This is a genomic window from Corallococcus caeni, from assembly GCF_036245865.1.
Classification (GTDB): Bacteria; Myxococcota; Myxococcia; order Myxococcales; family Myxococcaceae; genus Corallococcus; species Corallococcus caeni.
Genome location: NZ_BTTW01000001.1, coordinates 279,021 through 298,179, shown reverse-complemented (window position 1 = coordinate 298,179; position 19,159 = coordinate 279,021). Strand labels below are relative to the sequence as shown.

The 19,159-nt window shown below is 68.4% G+C and carries 15 protein-coding genes and 1 tRNA gene; 10 read left to right on the top strand and 6 right to left on the bottom strand.

The features are described from left to right. Position 1 precedes the first annotated feature (1 nt). The 4 genes from AABA78_RS01210 to AABA78_RS01195 all read right to left on the bottom strand — a co-directional run bounded on the left by AABA78_RS01210 (position 2) and on the right by AABA78_RS01195 (position 4,836). The gene (locus AABA78_RS01210) at positions 2-1,501 is read right to left on the bottom strand and encodes an OB-fold nucleic acid binding domain-containing protein (RefSeq protein WP_338261246.1); all 1,500 of its coding nucleotides are present in this window, start codon (positions 1,499-1,501) and stop codon (positions 2-4) included. 54 nt (positions 1,502-1,555) lie between these two features. Then, the gene (locus AABA78_RS01205; protein ID WP_338262361.1) at positions 1,556-2,695 is read right to left on the bottom strand and encodes a class I SAM-dependent rRNA methyltransferase; all 1,140 of its coding nucleotides are present in this window, start codon (positions 2,693-2,695) and stop codon (positions 1,556-1,558) included. A 127-nt stretch (positions 2,696-2,822) separates the two neighbouring features. Continuing rightward, positions 2,823-3,194 carry a hypothetical protein gene (locus AABA78_RS01200; protein WP_171412183.1) on the bottom strand — a complete coding sequence of 124 codons (372 nt, stop codon included), beginning with the start codon at positions 3,192-3,194 and terminating at the stop codon, positions 2,823-2,825. A gap of 46 nt (positions 3,195-3,240) precedes the next feature. After that, on the bottom strand, positions 3,241-4,836 hold the full coding sequence (locus tag AABA78_RS01195; protein WP_338261245.1) for an NAD(P)/FAD-dependent oxidoreductase: 1,596 nt from the start codon (positions 4,834-4,836) through the stop codon (positions 3,241-3,243). A gap of 329 nt (positions 4,837-5,165) precedes the next feature. Here AABA78_RS01195 and AABA78_RS01190 point away from each other — a divergent pair, with 329 nt between their 5' ends. Continuing rightward, positions 5,166-5,378: a hypothetical protein gene (locus AABA78_RS01190; protein WP_171412185.1), complete on the top strand. Its 213-nt coding sequence runs from the start codon at positions 5,166-5,168 to the stop codon at positions 5,376-5,378. A 119-nt stretch (positions 5,379-5,497) separates the two neighbouring features. Here the strand turns inward: AABA78_RS01190 and AABA78_RS01185 are convergent, their stop codons facing one another. Then, entirely contained in the window at positions 5,498-6,142 is a 645-nt protein-coding gene (locus tag AABA78_RS01185; protein WP_171412186.1) for a diacylglycerol kinase, read from the bottom strand. A gap of 80 nt (positions 6,143-6,222) precedes the next feature. On the opposite strand from AABA78_RS01185, the gene AABA78_RS01180 reads away from it, so the two are divergent. From AABA78_RS01180 to AABA78_RS01150, 7 genes are all read left to right on the top strand, one after another. After that, a complete protein-coding gene (locus tag AABA78_RS01180; RefSeq protein WP_338261242.1) occupies positions 6,223-9,099 on the top strand; it encodes a golvesin C-terminal-like domain-containing protein in 2,877 nt (958 codons plus the stop codon). A gap of 97 nt (positions 9,100-9,196) precedes the next feature. Continuing rightward, positions 9,197-10,210 (top strand): type I glyceraldehyde-3-phosphate dehydrogenase, encoded by a 1,014-nt coding sequence (gap, locus tag AABA78_RS01175; protein WP_171412188.1) that lies wholly within the window; start codon positions 9,197-9,199, stop codon positions 10,208-10,210. A 51-nt stretch (positions 10,211-10,261) separates the two neighbouring features. Then, on the top strand, positions 10,262-11,455 hold the full coding sequence (locus tag AABA78_RS01170) for a phosphoglycerate kinase (protein ID WP_121723998.1): 1,194 nt from the start codon (positions 10,262-10,264) through the stop codon (positions 11,453-11,455). A gap of 36 nt (positions 11,456-11,491) precedes the next feature. Then, entirely contained in the window at positions 11,492-12,253 is a 762-nt protein-coding gene (gene tpiA, locus AABA78_RS01165; protein WP_206792573.1) for a triose-phosphate isomerase, read from the top strand. A gap of 84 nt (positions 12,254-12,337) precedes the next feature. Then, on the top strand, positions 12,338-12,739 hold the full coding sequence (gene secG, locus AABA78_RS01160) for a preprotein translocase subunit SecG (RefSeq protein ID WP_338261237.1): 402 nt from the start codon (positions 12,338-12,340) through the stop codon (positions 12,737-12,739). Between the two features lie 85 nt (positions 12,740-12,824). Then, a tRNA-Leu gene (locus AABA78_RS01155) sits at positions 12,825-12,906 on the top strand. A gap of 1,220 nt (positions 12,907-14,126) precedes the next feature. Then, positions 14,127-17,288 carry an Eco57I restriction-modification methylase domain-containing protein gene (locus AABA78_RS01150; protein ID WP_338261236.1) on the top strand — a complete coding sequence of 1,054 codons (3,162 nt, stop codon included), beginning with the start codon at positions 14,127-14,129 and terminating at the stop codon, positions 17,286-17,288. Between the two features lie 20 nt (positions 17,289-17,308). Here AABA78_RS01150 and AABA78_RS01145 read toward each other — a convergent pair whose 3' ends face one another. Next, positions 17,309-17,575: a transposase gene (locus AABA78_RS01145; protein WP_338261235.1), complete on the bottom strand. Its 267-nt coding sequence runs from the start codon at positions 17,573-17,575 to the stop codon at positions 17,309-17,311. Between the two features lie 315 nt (positions 17,576-17,890). Here AABA78_RS01145 and AABA78_RS01140 point away from each other — a divergent pair, with 315 nt between their 5' ends. Both AABA78_RS01140 and AABA78_RS01135 read left to right on the top strand, forming a co-directional pair. Further along, on the top strand, positions 17,891-18,433 hold the full coding sequence (locus tag AABA78_RS01140) for a DUF2378 family protein (protein ID WP_338261233.1): 543 nt from the start codon (positions 17,891-17,893) through the stop codon (positions 18,431-18,433). 149 nt (positions 18,434-18,582) lie between these two features. Next, complete coding sequence (locus tag AABA78_RS01135) at positions 18,583-19,125, top strand: DUF2378 family protein (protein WP_171418192.1); 543 nt, start codon at positions 18,583-18,585, stop codon at positions 19,123-19,125. Positions 19,126-19,159: the final 34 nt, after the last annotated feature.

Here is a 19,159-nt window from a genome sequence, read left to right as displayed (position 1 = left end):
TTCAGCCCTCCGAGGAGCCACCGCCCTCACCACCGGACTTCGCGGGCGCGGACGGGGCCAGCGCGCTGAACGGCTTGAAGGTCAGCTCGCCGGGCAGGCTTTTGGGGTCGCGCGGCGGACGGTCCTCGCGCGGAGGCCGCGGCGGGCGCTCCTCGCGGGGGCCACGCTCCTCGCGCGGCGGACGCTCGGCGCGGGGCTCGCGCGGAGGCCGCGGCGGACGCTCCGGACGGGCTTCCTGGGAGGCGGGGGCGGGGGTGCCCTCGCCGGTCTGGGCGGGAGCGCCCTTGTCCGCGCGCGCCTTGCGCTTCTCCTCGCGCTGCTTGCGGCGGCCGCCCTCCACCGGGGCCCGGCCGCGGCCGGTGGGCACGAAGCCCTTCCAGAGCGAGCGGTCGTATGCGCGCAGGTGATCCGTCCAGCGCTCGTTCGGGTCGCGCTGCATGGCCTCCACCCACGCGGAGATGCGCGCGTCGAGCGCGCTGAGCGTGTCGACGATCTGCGCCTCCAGCGTCACCGGCACCTTCGCGCCGGGGGCGCCGGCCGGGCCCTGCTGGGAGATCGCCAGGTGCGTCAGGTGCTGCTCCAGGAGCGGTGGGAAGCCCGGGATGCCCAGGGTCTTCTCGCGGATCTTCTGCGCCGCCAGCACCGCGTGGCCCACCAGCCGGCCCTCGTCGGAGGTGTCGAAGCCCTTGTCGGACGCGCCGTCGCCGCCCTTCATCACGTCGTGCAGGAACGCGCCGGCCAGCAGCAGGTCGCGGTCCGCCATGGGGTAGTGGTCCGACACGCGCAGCGTCAGGCGCATCACCGACAGGACGTGCTCGGCCAGCCCGCCGCGCCACGCGCGGTGCACGCCCTTCGCCGCGGGCGCCACCGGCAGCGCCGTGGACACCTGCGCGTCGTCCAGGAACGCCAGCAGCAGCTGCTTCACGAACGGGTCGTTGACGCGCTCGGTGATGAGCTCGCGGATCTGCCCCACCGCGCGCGGTCCACCGCCGCCCTCGTGGCGCTCGGGCTTGCCCTCGGAGGCCTTGGCCTCGCCGGACTTCGCTTCGCCGGACTTCGCCTCGGCCGCGGGCTTCGCTTCGCCGGACTTCGACTCGTGGGACTTCGCCTCGGCGGGCGGGGCGGGGGGCGGCTCGAACTCCTTGGGGTCGAGCGGCTCCGGATCCAGCCGCTCCACAGCCTCCACGACGACCTGGGTGCGGCCGTGGAAGACGATGACATTGCCCTGCACGAGGACGTAGTCACCGTTCTGGAAGACGGGTTCGAGCGCGTCCACCTGGTCGAACACGCGCGCGTCCACCGTGCCGCTCTTGTCGGCCAGGGACAGCGACAGGAACACCTTGCCGCTGCGCGCGTTCACCTTCTCCTTCTTGGTGACGCGGAAGACGGTATTGACGCGATCCTTCTCGCGCAGGTCCGCCGCGTACACCTTGCGGACGGTCTCGACGGAAGCCTCCGGGGTGGAAGTGGTCGCGGCCTGGGACTCGTTTTCGGTTGTCATCGCGGCGCGGACACTAACACCGAGGAGGCCCGTCGAGGGCGAAACAACACGCCCTCAGCTCACCTCCAGCGCCACCGCCTCCAGGTACTCGGCCCCCGGGGAGCCGACCGGCGCCGGGTGGTCCGGCGGCAGGCCCATCTTCACCAGCCGGAAGGCGATCCGCGCCTCCTGCTCGCACGCCGTGGCCACGCACTCGGTGAACGAGCCCAGGCCCACTGGTGGGTGATAACCGACCACCAGCAGCCGCCCCCCATGGCGGGTGCGCCTCAGGCCCAGCCGCACCTGTTCGATGAAGTCCTCCTCGGACGCCACGCCCAGCGTGTCCAGCAGCACCAGGTCGAAGGTCTCCTTGAGGGCCCGGAGCACGGCCAGCGGCTCGCCCTGTTCCACCGTCACCCGGCCGAGCAGGCCGTTGGCCTCCGCGTTCTCGCGCGCCAGGTCCGCCGCGTCCGCGTTGCCGTCGAAGGCCAATATCTGCTTCGCCCCGTGGCGCCCCGCGTGGACGAACAGGCCGCCCACGTTGCACGCCACGTCCAGCACCCGGTCCCCGTTGCCGGTGCGCCCCAGGAAGCGGCGCAGCTCGCGGTGGTCGTACCCGTAGCCCGTGCCCTTGCCGTAGGTGAGGTCCACGGTGAAGCGCGCGCCCATCTCCAGCAGGCGGCACCAGCGCGGCGGCGCGCCGTACATCACGTGCGGGCGCTGCGCGGGCAGGCCCAGGGCCTTGCGCCGTGACGTGTCGTTGCGAAGGAGCACGGAGGCCGCCCCCGTCACCTCTCCCAGCGTGCGGGTGATCTCCTCCTGCCGCGCGTCCATGGAGCGGGTGAGCGTCTGGACGACGAAGTGCTGATCATACCGGTCCACGATGAGGCCCGGCAGCCCGTCCCCGTCGTCGTTGATGATGCGGCAGAAGCGCGGGTCGTCCACCAGCCGGCCGCGCCGCTCGAAGGCATGGCGCACACGGCGGGGGATGAGCCCCTCCACGGACTCGTCCGGCAGGCCCAGGCGGCGCACGGCGTAGGAGGCCTGGAGGTCCACGTCCCCCAGGCCCAAAAGCTGCCCGTCCTCGTCCTTGAGCTGCATGGGCGTGCCCGGCTGCGGTTCGCCCTCGATGGAGACGATGTCCTCGCGGCGAAGCCAGGGCGCGCCATGGCGAAGCTTGCGGGCGGCTTCTCGGGACAGGTAGGTGCTGAGCAAGGTGCGGTCCTCCTCCAGCGCGATGGCGGGCACCCCGCGGGGTGCCTTGCACCAAACATGGGCCGTGTGGGGCCTGCTGGCGGCGAGGGCCGTGCCGCTGCCCTGGAGGGCAGGGGAGGGAGCGGCGCTAGAGGACGGGCGGTGGCCGCTTGTAGGCCTTGAACGTCACCCGCATGAGCAGCCCGCTGACCACCAGGGCCAGCAGGACGCCCATCATGCGCACCCGGGTCTCCTGCCCCAGGACCATCACCGCCAGGGCGAGCAGGCCCAGGGCCACCACGCCCAGGACCGTGAACGTCTGCGCCCGGGCCGCCTTGCCGCTCTGGGGCTTCTTCGCCCGGGCGAGCACCGGCAGCGAGGACGCCTTGCGCCACTTCTCCGCGCCGTCCTCGCGCACCTCGTCGTCGGCGTCCACCAGGCCCTGCACGTAGGCGCGCTCGATGTCGCCCAGCGAGGGGAACATCAGCTCACCATCCGGGGTGCGCACGCGATACGCCATGGGTCCATCCCTCCCAGGTCACCCTCGCCCGGAAGGGGAGGGGACCTCAAGCCAGCTCGGTGGCAATCTGCTCAGCGGCGCGCAGTCCATCAATGGCGGAGGACACGATGCCGCCCGCGTACCCGCAGCCCTCGCCCACCGGGTACAGGCCGCGCATGGACACGGACTGCAGGTCGTCACCCCGGGTGATGCGCACCGGCGAGGACGTCCGGCTCTCGATGCCGATGAGCTTCCCCTCGTCGCTGATGAAGCCCTTCATCTTCCGGTCGAACGTGCGCAGCGCCGCCTTGATGGACTGCGTCAGCCGCTCCGGGAAGAGCTGGTTCAGGTCCGTGTGCGCCAGGCCCGGGCGGTAGCTGGTGTCGCCCGGGTCCTTCTTCACGCGGCCGGCCAGGTAGTCCGGAATGGTCTGCGCGGGCGCGAAGAAGCGGCCTCCGCCCAGCTTGTACGCCTCCGACTCCCAGTGCCGCTGGAACTCCAGGCCCGCCAGCGGTCCGTGGAAGCCCTCGCGCGCGAAGTCCGCGACGGACACCGACACGACGATGCCCGCGTTGGCGTACTTCGCGTTGCGCCGCGAGTTGCTCATGCCGTTGGTGCACTGCAGCCCCTCTTCGGTGGGCGTGGGCACCACGATGCCACCGGGGCACATGCAGAACGAGTAGACGCCGCGCACCTCGCCGTCCACGTCCAGGTTCTCCGCCAGCTTGTAGTCCGCGGGCGGCAGCTTGGAGTGCTTCGCGGCGGAGCCGTACTGGATGCCGTTGATGAGTGACTGCGGGTGCTCCGCGCGGAAGCCCAGCGCGAAGGGCTTGGCCTCCACGCTCACGCGGCCGTCGGCGGCGAAGCGCTCATACAGCTCGCGCGCGGAGTTGCCCGGCGCCAGGATGACGCGGTCGCTCTCCAGCGTGCGCCCGTCCGCCATCTTCACGCCCGCGATGCGGCCGTCGCGGTAGAGCAGGTCCTCCACGCGCTGCTCGAAGTACACCTGGCAGCCGCCCGCGATGAGTTCCTCGCGCAGCTTCGCCACCGCGCCCGGCAAGAGGTCGGAGCCGATGTGCGGCTTGCCCTCGATGAGGATGTGATCCGGCGCGCCGTACTTCGCGAAGGCCTCAATCACCTTGCGCACCATGGGGTGGTTGATGCGCGTGGACAGCTTGCCGTCCGTGTACGCGCCGGCGCCGCCCTCGCCGAAGTTCATGTTGCTCTCGCGGTCCAGCGACCCGTCGCGCATGAGCTTCGCCACGTCCTTGCGGCGCGTGACGACCTCCTTGCCGCGCTCCAGCAGGATGCTGCGCACGCCGCGCTCCAAGAGGCCCAGCGCGCAGAACAACCCCGCGGGTCCGGTGCCGATGATGAGCGGCAGCTTCTCCGGCTCCTTCACGCGCGGCGGCGCTTCCGGCGCGGGCGGGGCCTCGCTCACGTCCGGGGGCAGCCGCGGCGCCTTGCGGCCCGGGGCCAGCTCCACCTCCAGCGTGTAGATGTAACGCGGGCTGCCCTTCTTGCGCGCATCCAGCACCGAGCGCACCACCCGCACGGAGGCGAGGTCACTCCGGGTGACCCCCAGCTTCTCCGCGGCGCGCTGGCCGAGCAGCTCCTCCGGCTCGTCCAGCCACAGCCCGATGTTGTTCACCCGGTACGCCATTGTGTTCTGACTCCTCGATGGGGGCGCGTATGTGCTCCACCCCCCGGAGGGAATGCAAGCACTTGAAAAGACGGGATGGCCTTTGGCGGGGCCCGGGGTGGGTGCGTACCCGGTGATGCACCCGGTACCGGCCTCCGGGCGGGTGGGACATCCGGGTGCGTAACCCCCTTCGCACCATCCACGTTCCGTGCCGTCCAGTTCCGGGCTTCAACCCCTGAGGACTGCTGGAGAATCCGTTTGGAAGAGAACGACTGGCACGGAGGTTGAAGACCGGACTCCCAAGCAGACGCGGCGCCCGGAGACGCGGCGCTGAATCCGGAGGCATTCCCGTGAGCACCGACCAGAAGGGCACCCGCATCCTCGCGCGCACGTTTTTCAACCAGCTGCGCGCAAGCGGTTACACGCCGCACCAGGTCATCGGCATCGCCACGGAGCTCCTGGAGCTGGTGACGACCGACCTGAAGGAAGGCGACAAGGCGGTCGCAGCCGCCCAGGCGACACCGGCCTCGGACGCCGGGACGGGCTTTCAGCCCCGCGTCTAGCCCTTTAGAATCCCGTTCACAGACCCTCCGCGGGTGAGCGGGCTCCGGACTGGTTCCGGGCGCCCCACCCGCGAGGTGGCGGGGGCAAATCCTTCAAAGCGGCGTCGAGCTCCGGCCCCTCAGGGCTGTGGATGGCGCCTGCGCTCGCGGGCCGCCGCGGCGGCGATGACGAGCAGCGCGGCGGTGAGCACGGTGAAAACGAGGCTCGCGGAGGTGGGCGCCGTCAGCGCGAGCAACCCCATGGCCAGCAGGAACGCGAGCACGTCCACGGCGGCGGGCCGGGGCTGGGGCAGCACCAGCACCGTGGCGCAGCCGGCCAGCGGCAGGCCCAGCGCGACCTGCCGGAAGATGGCGTCGGTGCTGGTGCGCACGGTCTCCCAGTAGTTGATCAGGATGGCGGCGAAGATGACCACCGTGCCGCCCGCGAGCACGAGCACGCCCGCCGCGGCCGCGTCCTTGGTGAGCCGGGCCTTCTCGTCGAACTGCTGCACGGCCAGGTCCACCAGCTGCTCCAGCGCGCTGTTCAGGATTTCGGCGAAGAAGATGAGCAGCACGCAGAAGATGAGCGTGACCTTCTCCGCGAGCCCCAGCGGGATGCCGCTGCCCACCAGCCCCACCAGCACGCCGGAGATGAGGTGGATGCGCATGTTGCGCTGCCAGGCCACGGTGTGGATGAGGCCCGCCCACGCATGTCCGAACGAGGCGAACAGTCCGTTGCTGCGGCGGGAGGGAAACTGGGGACGGGAGGGCGCAGGAACGGTCATCGGAAGGTGAAGGGGTTGGCAGGCTAGCACCCACGGGTCCGATTGAAGCGGGGGAGTGAACGGGTAAGGTCGGCCGGGTGATGCGAACGTTCCCCCCGTCCTGGTCGCGCACGCTGGCGCTGACCCTGCTGTGCACCTCCTTCCTCGCTCAAGCGCAGGGCACCCCCGAAGCCTTCGAGGGAGACGACCTGGGGCTCGAGCCGCCGGGTGTTCAATACCTGCCAGCTCCGGCCCCCAGGGCCCACGAGCAGCGCCGCCTGTCGCCGGACGCACCCGCGGTGGTGCGCCGCGAGCCGCGCGACGCGAAGTCGCACGTCAAGGCCGCGGGCGTGCCGCAGACCCGGCTGGGCGAGGGAGCGCTGTCCGGCAAGGTCATCTACCTGAGCCCGGGCCACGGCTTCTACCGCGACAACGGGCTGAAGCGCTGGGCGACGCAGCGGCCCAACACCTGGGGCGTGGTGGAGGACTTCATCTCCGCGGAGGTGGTGTCGCAGGAGCTGCAGCCCCTGCTGATGGCGGCGGGCGCCACGGTGGTGACGGTGCGCGAGTCGGACCTGAACCCGCTGCTCGCCACCGTGGACAACGGCGGCACGGGCTACGTGGAGGGCGGGGACACCGCGCGCTTCCACGCCTCCGCGCAGAAGGGCTGGGCCCCGCCGCCCGTGCCCATGGGCAACGGCGTGGAGCCCTTCACGCTGGGCACCACGCGGACGCTGGACACGGCGGCCACCTCCACCGCGAAGGCGACGTGGACCCCGGACGTGCCCGCGGCCGCGGCCTACAACGTCTACGTCTCCTACGGCTCCGACCCCACGCGCGCGACGGACGCGCACTACGTGGTGAAGCACGCGGGCGGGGAGAGCCACTTCCGCGTGAACCAGCAGCGCCACGGCGGGACGTGGGTGCTGCTGGGGCGCTTCTACTTCAAGGCGGGGGCGCATCCGGAGTCCGGCGCGGTGGTGCTGGAGAACGACTCGGCGGTCGCGGGCGCGACGCTGTCCGTGGACGCGGTGCGGCTGGGCGGTGGACGCGGCCTCATGGGTGACGCGGCGCAGGGGCCGCTCTTGCGTCCCCGCTTCGAGGAGAGCGGGCGCTACCACGTGCAGTACAGCGGGGCGCCCTTCAGCGTGTACGCGCCGTCGGGGGCCAACGCGCTGTCCAACGAGCGCAACGCGGACGTGACGTCCCGGCCGCGCTTCGCCGCGTGGCTGCACGAGGAGGGCGAGGACGCCGTCTACGTCGCGTGGCACACCAACGCGGGCACGTCCGGCACCATCCGGGGGACGGAGGGCTACGTCTACGGGCCCAACCCGGTGGACGGCACGCTCAACTTCACCGGCGTGGCGGGCGGTGACGTGCTGGGGCGGGCGCTCCTGTCGCAGATTGAAGCGGACCTGAAGCGCGAGGTGGATCCGGCCTGGCGCGTGCGCGGCCTGCGCTCGGCGAACCTGGGCGAGGTGAACCCCACGCACAACCCGGAGATGCCCAGCGTGCTGCTGGAGATGGCGTACCACGACAACACGGTGGACGCGGCGAGCCTCAAGGAGGCCCGGTTCCGCCACGTGGCCGCGCGCGCCATCGTGCAGGGGTTGATCAAGTACTTCGCGACCCGCGACGGCGCGGCGGTGCACCTGCCGCCGGAGACGCCGGGCGCGGTGGTGGCGCGCAACGCGACGCCGGGCGCGGTCGAGGTGAAGTGGTCCGCACCCCCGCAGGTGGCCTCGGAGGAGGGCCGCGACGCCCCCACGGCCTACCGGCTGTACCAGAGCGCGGACGGCTTCGGCTGGGACGAGGGCATGGAGGTCCAGGGCACGGCGGCCACCGTCACGCTGGCGGAAGGCACGCTGCGCTACTTTCGCGTCGCCGCGGTGAACGCGGGCGGCGAGTCCTTCCCGTCCGCCACGGTGGGCGTGCGCGTGGGCAGCACGCCGCCGGTGCTGCTGATCAACGCGTACGAGCGGCTGGACGCGACGGTCGCGTGCGGCGAGGAGCTGGAGACGCCGTACGACCTGGAGGCCCCGCTGCGCGTCTACCTGGAGGCGATGAACGACGGCAGCTACCTGCGCCAGCACGGCGCGGCGTTCGCGCACGCGGCGGTGGCCTTCGACAGCGCGGCGGGCAACGCGGTGGCGGCGGGGCTGGTGTCGCCCACGGGCTACCGGCTGGTGGACTGGTCCACCGGTCGCGGCGGCGTGGCGGGCGCGGGGCTGACGCGGGCCGAACAGGACACCCTGCGCGCGTTCGTCACCGGCGGCGGAAATCTCCTGCTGTCGGGCAGCCGCACGGTGTATTCGCTCTCGCAGGGCAGCGCGGAGGACAAGCAGTTCCTCGCGGACATCCTCCAGGCCTCCTTCGGCGTGGGCTCGGCCCTGGGCCGGGTGGAGGGCTTCGCGAGCGGCATCTTCCGCGACCTGCCGGCCACGCCGCTGGACGACGGGACGCTCGGGGCCTACCCCGTGGGGGTGACGGACATCCTGCTGCCCGCGGGCTCGGGGACGGACGTGCTCCGCTACCCCAATACGGGTCTTGGCGCGGCCGTCCTGTCGGGCATGGCGCCCGCGGGGCAGGTGCTGGTGCTGGGCTTCCCGTTCGAGGGCCTTGCGTCCAACCGCGAACGGTCGCGGCTGGTGGGCGGGTTCCTGGTGCGCTCGGGGATCCTCGCCCAGGCACCGGCGCTGCCCTCCGAGGACGTGCTGCCCGCGGTGAGCCCCCGGCCGCTGTCGTCCTGCGTGGCGGTGCGGGCGGTGGATCCGCATCCGCCCGTGAAGCCGCCGCCGGTGGACCCGCCGCCGGAGCCGACGGTCGTCCCGGCGCTCCCGAATGACTATTCCCCCAAGGGGGACACCGGCTGCGGGTGCGGGGCCGGGGCGGGAACGGCCTCCGGGCTCTGGCTGTTGGTCGGGGTGATTGTTCAGCTCCGGCGTGCGCGCTCGAAAGCGGCCCACGCGAGGCGTTGACTCGGCGGGGGCGCCTGCCTACGGTCGCCCGCCTTCTTTACGAGACTCATGACGGTGGGCCGCGAAGGCCCACCCCTTCCAGGAGACGGAAAACACCATGGCCATCAAGCTCGCCATCAACGGCTTCGGTCGTATCGGTCGCTGCATCCTGCGCGCCGCGCTCAGCCGCAAGGAAGACCTCGAGATCGTCGCCATCAACGACCTCGACAAGCCGGCGGCGCTGGCCCACCTGTTCAAGTACGACTCCGTGCACCGCACGTGGCCGGGCGAGGTCAGCCACACGGACAAGGGCATCGTCGTGAACGGCAAGGAGATCGCCGTCACCGCGGAGAAGGACCCCTCCGCGCTGCCCTGGAAGAGCATGAACGTGGACGTGGTGATGGAGTGCACCGGCCGCTTCACCGCGCGCGACGCCGCCGCCAAGCACCTGGCCGCTGGCGCCAAGAAGGTCATCATCTCCGCGCCGGCCAAGGGCCCGGACATGACCATCGCGTACGGCATCAACCACCACGAGTACGACCCGGCCAAGCACCACATCGTGTCCAACGCCTCGTGCACCACCAACTGCCTGGCGCCCATCGCCAAGGTGCTGGTGGACAACTTCGGCATCGAGAAGGGCCTGATGACGACGGTGCACAGCTACACCAACGACCAGCGCATCCTGGACCTCACCCACGACGACATGCGCCGCGCCCGCGCCGCCGCGCTCTCCATGATCCCCACCAGCACCGGCGCCGCGAAGGCCATCGGCGAGGTGCTCCCGTCGCTCAAGGGCAAGATGCACGGCCTGTCCGTCCGCGTCCCCACCCCGAACGTGTCCCTGGTGGACCTGACGGTGAACACCTCCAAGAAGGTCACCGCGGAAGAGGTCATCGCCGCGATGAAGGCCGCCGCCAACGGCCCGCTCAAGGGCGTGCTGGAGTTCAGCGACGCGCAGACGGTGTCCGTGGACTACAACGGCAACCCGCACTCGGCCATCTTCGACGCCACCAACTGCTACGTGATGGGCGACAACCTGCTCAAGGTCATGGCCTGGTACGACAACGAGTGGGGCTTCTCCAACCGCATGGTCGACACGGCGAAGTTCCTCGTGTCCAAGGGCGTGGCGTAAGCCACACCTGGCACCTCAGGCTGACCGAGACAGGCACAAGGGACCCCCAAGATGATCCGCTACATCGATGACCTGCAGTTGACCGGCAAGCGCGTCTTCATCCGCGTGGACTTCAACGTCCCGCTGGAGGGGCGGCGCGTCACCGACGACACCCGCATCCGTGAGGCGCTGCCCACCATCCGGCGCGCGCTGGAGATGGGCGGCAAGGTCATCCTGGCGTCCCACCTCGGTCGGCCCAAGGGGCCGGACCCCAAGCTGTCCACGGTGCTCGTCGCGGAGAAGCTGGCGGAGCTCCTGGGCGGCAAGCACGAGGTCATCCACGCGGACGACTGCGTGGGCGACAACGTGAAGAAGCAGGTGAACGACCTGAAGGCGGGGCAGGTGCTCCTCCTGGAGAACCTGCGCTTCCACAAGGAGGAGGAGGCGAACGACGAGGCCTTCTCCCGCGAGCTGGCGGCGCTGGCGGACGTCTACGTCAACGACGCGTTCGGCACGGCGCACCGCGCGCACGCGTCCACGGCCGGCATGGTGCCCTTCGTGAAGGAGAAGGCCGCCGGCTTCCTGATGCGCAAGGAGATCGAGTACCTGGGCGACAAGGTCCTGCGCAATCCGCAGAAGCCCTTCGTGGCCATCCTGGGCGGCTCCAAGGTGAGCGACAAGATCAAGGTCATCGAGAGCCTGCTGCCCAAGGTGGACGCGCTGCTCGTGGGCGGCGCCATGGCGTACACCTTCCTGAAGGCGCAGGGCATCGAAGTGGGCAAGAGCCGGGTGGAGGAGGGCGACAAGCTGGCGCTGGCGGCGAAGCTGCTGGACACGGCGAAGCGCCTGAAGACGCCGCTGGTGCTGCCCATCGACCACATCGTGTGCGCGGACCTGGAGGGCAAGGGGCCGGTGAAGGAGACTCCGGATCAGGTCGTCCCCGCGGACATGATGGGCCTGGACATCGGCCCCAAGACGCGCGCGATGTTCACGCAGCGCATCCGCGACGCGAAGACGGTGGTGTGGAACGGGCCCATGGGCCTCTTCGAAGTGGCGAAGTTCGCGGAGGGCACCCGCTCGGTGGCCGCGGCGATGTCCATCAACAAGGACGCGACGACGGTGATTGGCGGCGGCGACAGCGCGGCGGCGGTGGAGCAGATGGGCTACGCGGACAAGATGAGCCACGTGTCCACGGGCGGCGGCGCGTCGCTGGAGTTCCTGGAGGGCCGGGAGCTGCCCGGCATCAAGGCGCTGGAGACGAAGTAGGGCACCCACGCGGTACGCACCGGGGGAGACACCTCGATGGCTCGTCGGAAGATCGTCGCTGGCAACTGGAAGATGAACAAGACGGTGCCGGAAGCGCTCGCGCTGGTGCGGGAGCTTCGCGGCGCGGTGGCGGCGCTGGGCGACAAGGTGGAGGTGGCCATCGCGCCCCCGTTCGTGGCGTTGCAGCCCCTGCACGTCGCGCTGGAGGGGGCGCCCCTCCAGCTGGCGGCGCAGAACTGTCACTGGGAGTCCTCGGGCGCCTTCACGGGCGAAGTCAGCGCGCCGATGCTGGCGGAGCTGGGGTGCGCCTACGTCATCGTGGGGCACTCGGAGCGCCGGCAGTTCTTCGGGGAGACGGACGCCACGGTGAACAAGCGGGCGAAGGCGGTGAAGGCCGCCGGCATGACGCCCATCGTCTGCGTGGGTGAGACGCTGGCCGAGCGCGAGTCGAACCAGACGCTCACGGTGGTGGAGCGCCAGGTGCGGGGCGCGCTGGAAGGCTTCTCCGGGGCGGACGTGGCGACGTTCGTGCTGGCGTACGAGCCGGTGTGGGCCATTGGAACGGGCCGGACGGCGACGACGGCGCAGGCGCAGGAGGTCCACGCGGCGATCCGGGGGCTGCTGACCCGGATGTACGACGAGGGGACGGCCGAGCGGGTGCGCATCCAGTACGGAGGGAGCGTGAAGCCGGACAACGCCGCGGAATTGCTGGGTCAGCCGGACGTGGACGGGGCGCTCGTCGGGGGAGCGAGCCTCAAGGCGGCGGACTTCGTGGCCATCGTCAAGGCGGCTGGCTGAGGCAGCCAGGCCCGTTAGAAGTTGTCACCCGTTGACCACTTTGTGTAGGTTGCGCCCTCTTTTCACGGAGCGTTGGGAACACCCATGCTGACCTTCTTCACGATCGTGCACGTCCTGCTCTGCGTGTTCATGATCTTCGTCATCTTGCTGCAGCCGGGGAAGGACGCCGGCATGGGTTCCGCCCTCGGTGGCGGCGCCGCGACGAGCGCCTTCGGTGGCCGCGGCGCGGTGACCTTCCTGAGCAAGCTGACGGGCATCTGCGCCGGCTTGTTCTTCCTGACCTCGCTGGGCCTGTCGTTCGTGGGCCTGCGCAGCTCGGTGGCCGCGGGAGGTTCCGTGGCGACGCCGCCGGCGAAGACGGCCCCGGCGACCCCGGGAGCCACGACGCCGCCTCCGGCGGCACCGGGAGCGGTGGAGCAGGAGCGTTCCGCGACGCCGCCGGCGGAGGGCCAGCAGGCTCCCGCGCCGACGACGCCCGCGCAGTAGCCGTCAGGAAGCATCGGATTCACGCGACGGTTGAATTGGTTGTTGCGTGAATCCACGGGGTCCGGTACATGGACCCCGCCGAAACGCCCAGGTGGTGGAACTGGTAGACACACCATCTTGAGGGGGTGGCGCCGAAAGGTGTGCGGGTTCGAATCCCGCCCTGGGCACTCCGAACAAGAGCCTCCGAGTCGAAAGACTCGGGGGCTTTTGTCGTTTGAGGCACTGGCCTCTTGTCGGTGCGCTCCCAATGCGCCCTTCGGGCGCATGTCGAGGGTGCGCACCGCGTCGTTCTTCACGTTCGGAGTCAGGTGGGCTAGTGCATCGCCATGTCGATGGTGGCGTGGCCCAGCAACTCCTGAATGGCCTTGCGCGGTACATCGCACAACGCATGACGAGGTAGCTGGCGAAGCTGGGGCGCAGAGTGTACCAGCCGATGTGACGGATGCCGGCCAGTTCCGCGTTTCGGAGGATGGCGTCCGCTTTGCGCCTGACTTCCCTTTCTGCTCGATGATTCGCTCCGCAGCAGCCGAGCGGAGCGAATATGGCACTGCGGTGATGCCAAGAAGCTTGGGCCGGGCAGGCCAGTATTGCTGGTGAGGCACGTAGGATTGAGTTGCTTGGCTGCTCCAGTGGCCTGCCATCCCATTCAATCCGGCCGCGCGTCGATTTGCGCATTCGTCAGGCTGGCCTTGTCCTGTATCTCGGCAATCAAGCGGTGACTCAGAGCACCTCGTCCCGGTTGTCCTGCTGTCTGTTGAGGGGCTTGTGCAACGTCGAGTGCCTTGGGTAGGCCCGTGCCGAAGATGTGCACAAGGATGTCGCGCACCTCGAAGCCCGTGTTCGCAATCGCGGGTGCCGTCTAATGCGACGTAAGCGGTAGTGCCCGGACGAGGGCGTGACCTCCAGGCTTGAGCACGCGGAAGTCTTCACGCATGACACACGTGAGCCAGGGCTCCCACGGGGCGCGGCCTCCTCGGTCGCTCTCCAATTGTCCATAAACCCAATTTCGACGGGCGGGTCCGTGACGATGCCGTTGATGTTGTCAGGAGTTCGCAATTGGACGACGTAAGCTGCATCGCCCTGAAATAGCGCGATTCGTTCCGTAAGGAGTTCGGTCTTCACCGCACTGGAGTGTGGGGCAGGCCGCATGAGTGATATACGCCGCGCCCCTTGCCTCTAGCTCCCACACCAGAAGCCGCCCTGCAGCGTCGCGGATCGTAGCGCCAGTCTTCGGCAGCACGAGTACTCTCGGCGCGGCCTGCGGGCTTCTCTTGCTTCTCCTCGGTCGTAGACAGCCCCGTGCTCCTACCATCACTTCTCGGTGTCCACGGAACTGGGCTACTCCCAACTCCCAGAGTGCGGTGCCTTTATGTAAGGTGCTGCCCTCATGACGACGGACCGACAGCGCGGCAAGCTCCAGATAGAAAAGCTCGTTAGCGCCTTTTCCGAGGGAATGGGCGACTTCAAGCACTCCTCCTACGACGAGGCCAAGGTCCGCAGCGGCTTCGTCGACCCCTTCTTCGAGGCGCTGGGCTGGCCCGTCGAGGACAGCTCCCGCCGCGTGGCTGGCAAGCGCCAAGTGGTGCTGGAAGACCGGGATGGCACCGGCAAGAGGCCCGACTACGGGTTTTATTCGGGCAAGAACCTCAAGTTCTTCGTCGAAGTAAAAAAGCCCGCCGTCCCGATCTCCACCGACTTGGACGCCATCTTCCAGGCGAAGTCCTACGCCTGGAACAAGAAGGTCCCGCTGGTTCTGCTGACGGACTTCGAGGAATTGAAGGGCTTCTTCGGAGGCATTCGCCCGCTGCGTGACAAGCCAAGCGCGGGCGTCCTTCCTCCGCTCGACCTCAAGTTCGACCGCTATGTCGAGAGCTTCGACTTCCTCTGGGACACCCTCTCCCGTGATGCCGTCGAGGCAGGCTCTATCGAGCGCTTCCTGCTGGGCCACTTCAAAAAGCGTAGCGGGAGCATCTTCACCGCCCGTGGGGCAGTGCCCGTCGACGCGGCCTTCCTGGAAGACCTCGCCGGCTGGCGGGAACTGCTCGCGCGAGAGCTGGCGCTTCGAAACGTATTTTCCTCGGATCAGGCTCTGACCGAGTGCGTCCAGCGCATCCTCGATCGGCTCGTGTTCATCCGCGTGTGTGAAGCTCGGGGCGTCACTCGCGGCGAGCCGATGCTCAAGGCCTTCGAGGCTTGGAAGCAGTCCGGCGACTCCCTCTACGAGCGGCTCGTCGCGATCTTCCAGAGCCTGATGCCCCAGTTCAACGGGAACCTGTTCGCCTCGCACTTCAGCGAAGAGCAGAAGATCGAGCAGGACGATGTCCTTGAGCAGATCCTTAAGGGTTTGTATGTGCAGACGCCCTACCGCTTCGAAGCCCTCCCGGTGGAGATCCTTGGCTCCATCTATGAGCGCTTCCTGGGAAGCACCATCCGCCTCACCCAGAGCGGCAGGGCCAAGGTTGAGGAGAAGCCCGAGGTCCGGCACGCAGGCGGCGTCTACTACACCCCCCGCTTCATCGTGGACGCCATCACGGCCGAGACGCTGACGCCCCTCACTCAGGGGAAGACGGCCCAGGAGTTGCTGAAGCTACGCGTTCTCGATCCAGCGTGCGGCTCGGGCTCGTTCCTACTCTCTGCGTTCCAGCACCTCATCGATGCGCACCTCGCCCACTACAAGGGGCTGCCTCCCAACAAGCTCCCGAAGGAGGAGGCTTTCCTCTTTGACGGAGAGGTGCGCCTGACGCTTAAGCAGAGGAAGAAGATTCTCACCTCCTGCATCTTCGGGCTCGACAAAGACCCGCAGGCCATTGAGGTAGCCCAGATGAGCCTGTATTTGAAACTACTGGAGGGGGAGGACGAACAGAGCCTGGCCCGGCGCGAGACCTACGAGATGTTCCGCGCTGACAAGTACCTGCCCTCGCTGAGCAAGAACCTGCTCTGCGGCAACTCGCTCATCGAGTCCCAGGACCTCGGCCTTCCTGGCCTCCTAGACACGGGCGCTGAACAGGAAGAGGCGCTCCTCCAAATTCGGCCCTTCGACTGGGGCAGTACGGCTACGGGTTTGGGAGACATCTTGAAGGAGGGCGGCTTCGACGCGGTGGTGGGCAACCCTCCATACATCCGCATCCAGGAGATCCAGAAGTGGTCGCCCAAGGAAGTTGCGGTCTTCAAGAAGAAGTTCCGCTCGGCCTCGCGGGGGAACTTCGACATCTACGTCCTGTTTGTCGAGCAGAGCCTTGCGAAGCTCAAGCCCCGTGGCCGCATTGGCTTCATCCTACCGCACAAGTTCTTCCAGGCGAACTACGGCGAGCAGTTGCGCAACCTGCTGGCCGAGCGGAAAGCCGTCTCGCAGATCGTGGACTTCGGTGATGCGCAGATCTTCGACGGCGCCACGACGTACACATGCCTACTGTTCCTCTCCGGAGCCCCGAGGGAGACGTTCGCACTCAGATCGGTACGCGAGCAGGCGGACCTCTCCGGGGCGCTAGAGCGTGCCTTGGAGAAGGAGACGGAGCCCGTCCCCTCTTCGCTGCTCTCTAGGAAGACGTGGGATTTCCGAACAGGAGGAGGGGGGCTCAACACGCTGAGGGAGCGCCTCTCGGGGTTGCCCACCCTCGGAAGTCTCGCGCCCGCCATCTTCCAGGCCCCGGTGACAGGAGCCGACCATGTCTTCCTCCTCTATGGGCCGCGCGGCAAGGGCAGGGAGTGGAGCCTCGAGTCGAGCCAGATCGAGCGTACCGTCATCATCGAGAAGGATCTCCTCGTCCCCGTCCTCCAAGGGGCCCGGGATATCAAGCGGTGGGACTACCAGGAGCCCCAGGCTTGGCTGATCCGCCCCTATGTCCTCAATCCAGGCGAGAAGCCACGCTTGCTCACGGAGAAGGAGCTCCGCGCGTTTCCCGCGACGCACGATTACTTGAACAAGTGCAGGAGCCGGCTGGAGAGCCGCAAGTCAGGTGACTTTAAGGGCGTGGGGAAGTGGTACGCCTACGCGCGGCCCCAGAACCTGGAGCGGTTCGCCGGCCCCAAGTTCATGATGCCGTACATGGTGAACCAGACGGCCGTCTACCATGACGCCCAGGGCGGCTGTTATTTTCTTAACGTGACGACGGGCGGCTACGGTTTCACGCTGCCCACTGTCCAGTGCAGCCCCTACTTCATCCTCGCGCTCATCCAGAGCGAGCTGCTGGACACCCTCGTCCGGCAGGGTGGCTCCAACTTCCGCGGCGGTTACTTCCCTTGCAACAAGCAGTTCATCGAGAATCTCCCCCTCTTCGTGCCCGACTTAAAGGGGCACCCAGGCCAGAAGGCGGAGCACGACAAGCTAGCGGCGCTGGCCGAGCAGGCCATTCAGGCTCGGCATCGGGCCACGAGTCTCACCAGCGAACACGAGAGGACGCTCTTCGAGCGCAGGCTCGCCGCCATCCAAGAGGAGATCAACGATAGGGTCTACTCCCTGTACCAAGTGAGCTCGGCGGAGCGCCAGGCTATCGCGCAGGCGCTCGCAGAAGCTGGGAAGGCGAAAGCATTCGAAACAGCGGAAGCCTGAGAGCCTTATGAACTGGGGCGCTACGCGAGGCGGCGCGGCATGAGGCCCGTCATCGCAATGTGGATGAAGGTTTCGGAAGAGTGCTCGTGACGCTCGTAATCGCGCGCCAGGCGTCGCTGGCGCGTCAGCCACACGTTGGTGCGCTCCACCACCCAGCGGCGCTTTTGCACGACGAAGCCCTTGTCCTCCCCGGCGCGCCGGACAATTTCCACTGCCAGGCCCGCCTGTATCGCTGCGTCCGCCACGACAGGCCCCTGGTAGCCCGCATACGCCCAGACTTTGTTCAACGAGGGGAAGTCTTCGGAGGCACGTGGCAGCACCGCACCTGCTCAACCTGTCTCGCTAGCGTGCGCCAGGTGGCTAGGTTCCTCGACGTGTTTCATTTCTCTTCGGACGGGCTCACTGAAGTCACCCGATCGCGCTGAGTTGCTGTGAACATGCAATCCAGGTTTTATGAAACAGACTGGCCAGCCGTGAAACACCCGGCAGGACGTCTCAGACCTGGGTCGGAGGGCAGGGGGCTTCGGATTCGTGGGGGGGCTGGGGTACGCTTCCTTGCGACACGGCGGAATGGGACCGCTGGGCCGTTGCCGGGGTGATTCGTGGAAGAGGAAATCGTTTATCGCCACACGGTGGAGGGGCTCTTTCGCTCCATCGGTGACCGTCTCACTCCGGAACTCCGGGCGAAGTTGAGCGCAGTGGGGCTGGACCTTGACTCGCAGTCCCCTCGCAACACGTCCCGGACCGTCTTCGCGGATGCCCTTCGCGTCACCGTCGTGCACCTGTATCCGGAGCTTGACGCGAGCGAGGGCTACCGTCGGCTGGGCGTGGGCATCATCCAGGGGCTGGAGCAGACCGTGCTCGGCAAGTCGCTCGTTTCGATGTGGCCCATCTTCGGCCCGGAGCGCGTCGTGGTGCGCATCCAGGAGAGCTTCGCCACCGTGAACAACTACATGCACTCGGAGTTGCTCACCCAGGGGCCCGGCCACCACATCATCCGCGTCAACGAGTGCAACGGGAACCCGGGCTACCTTCGGGGCATCATCGAAGCCGGGCTTTCCCGGGCAGGGGCCAAGAACCTGCGCGTGGAGCCGTTCGACTTCGATGGCCACGCCTGCTCCTATCGCATCCGGTGGGGCGGCTGAGCCTGGAGCTGGGCAAAACCCGAACATCCTCGCAGTTCCGGTGTCTGGGAAAGACAGACGGATTCGATTGGGGTTACGCAAGGGGCTGGTGAGCCTTCGTGGATTCGTGATGGCATTGCGCAAGCACATCCGAACCCCCGGACGGATCCATGGCCGAGCAGGTCGTTTATCGCCACACGATTGAAGGGCTCTTTCGCTCCATCGGCAGCCGGCTCACTCCACAGCTGAAGGAGAAGCTGAAACAGGCGGGCCTGGACCTGGGCGCTCCCATCCCTCGCAGCACGCCCCGGCTCGTCTTCGCGGAGGCGCTGCGCATCACCGCTCAGCACCTCCATCCCGACGTCGATACGGACGAGGGCTTCCGGCGGCTTGGGGCCGGACTCATCCAGGGCGTGGAGCAGACGCTGCTGGGCAAGGCTCTCGTCGCGATGTGGCCCATCTTCGGACCGGAGCGCGTCGTCGTTCGCATCCAGGAGAGCTTCGCGACGGTGAACAACTACCTGAAGACGGAGCTCGTCACCCAGGGGCCCGCGCACCACGTCCTCCGGGTCAGCGAGTGCAACGGGAACCCCGGCTACCTGCGCGGCATCATCGAGGCCGGGCTCACCCGGGCGGGCGCTCGGAACCTGCGCGTGGAGCCCTTCGGCTTCGACGGCCACGCCTGCTCCTACCGCATCCAGTGGGAGCCCTGATCGCCGCCATCCCTGGGCCTCTGAAAACGACAAG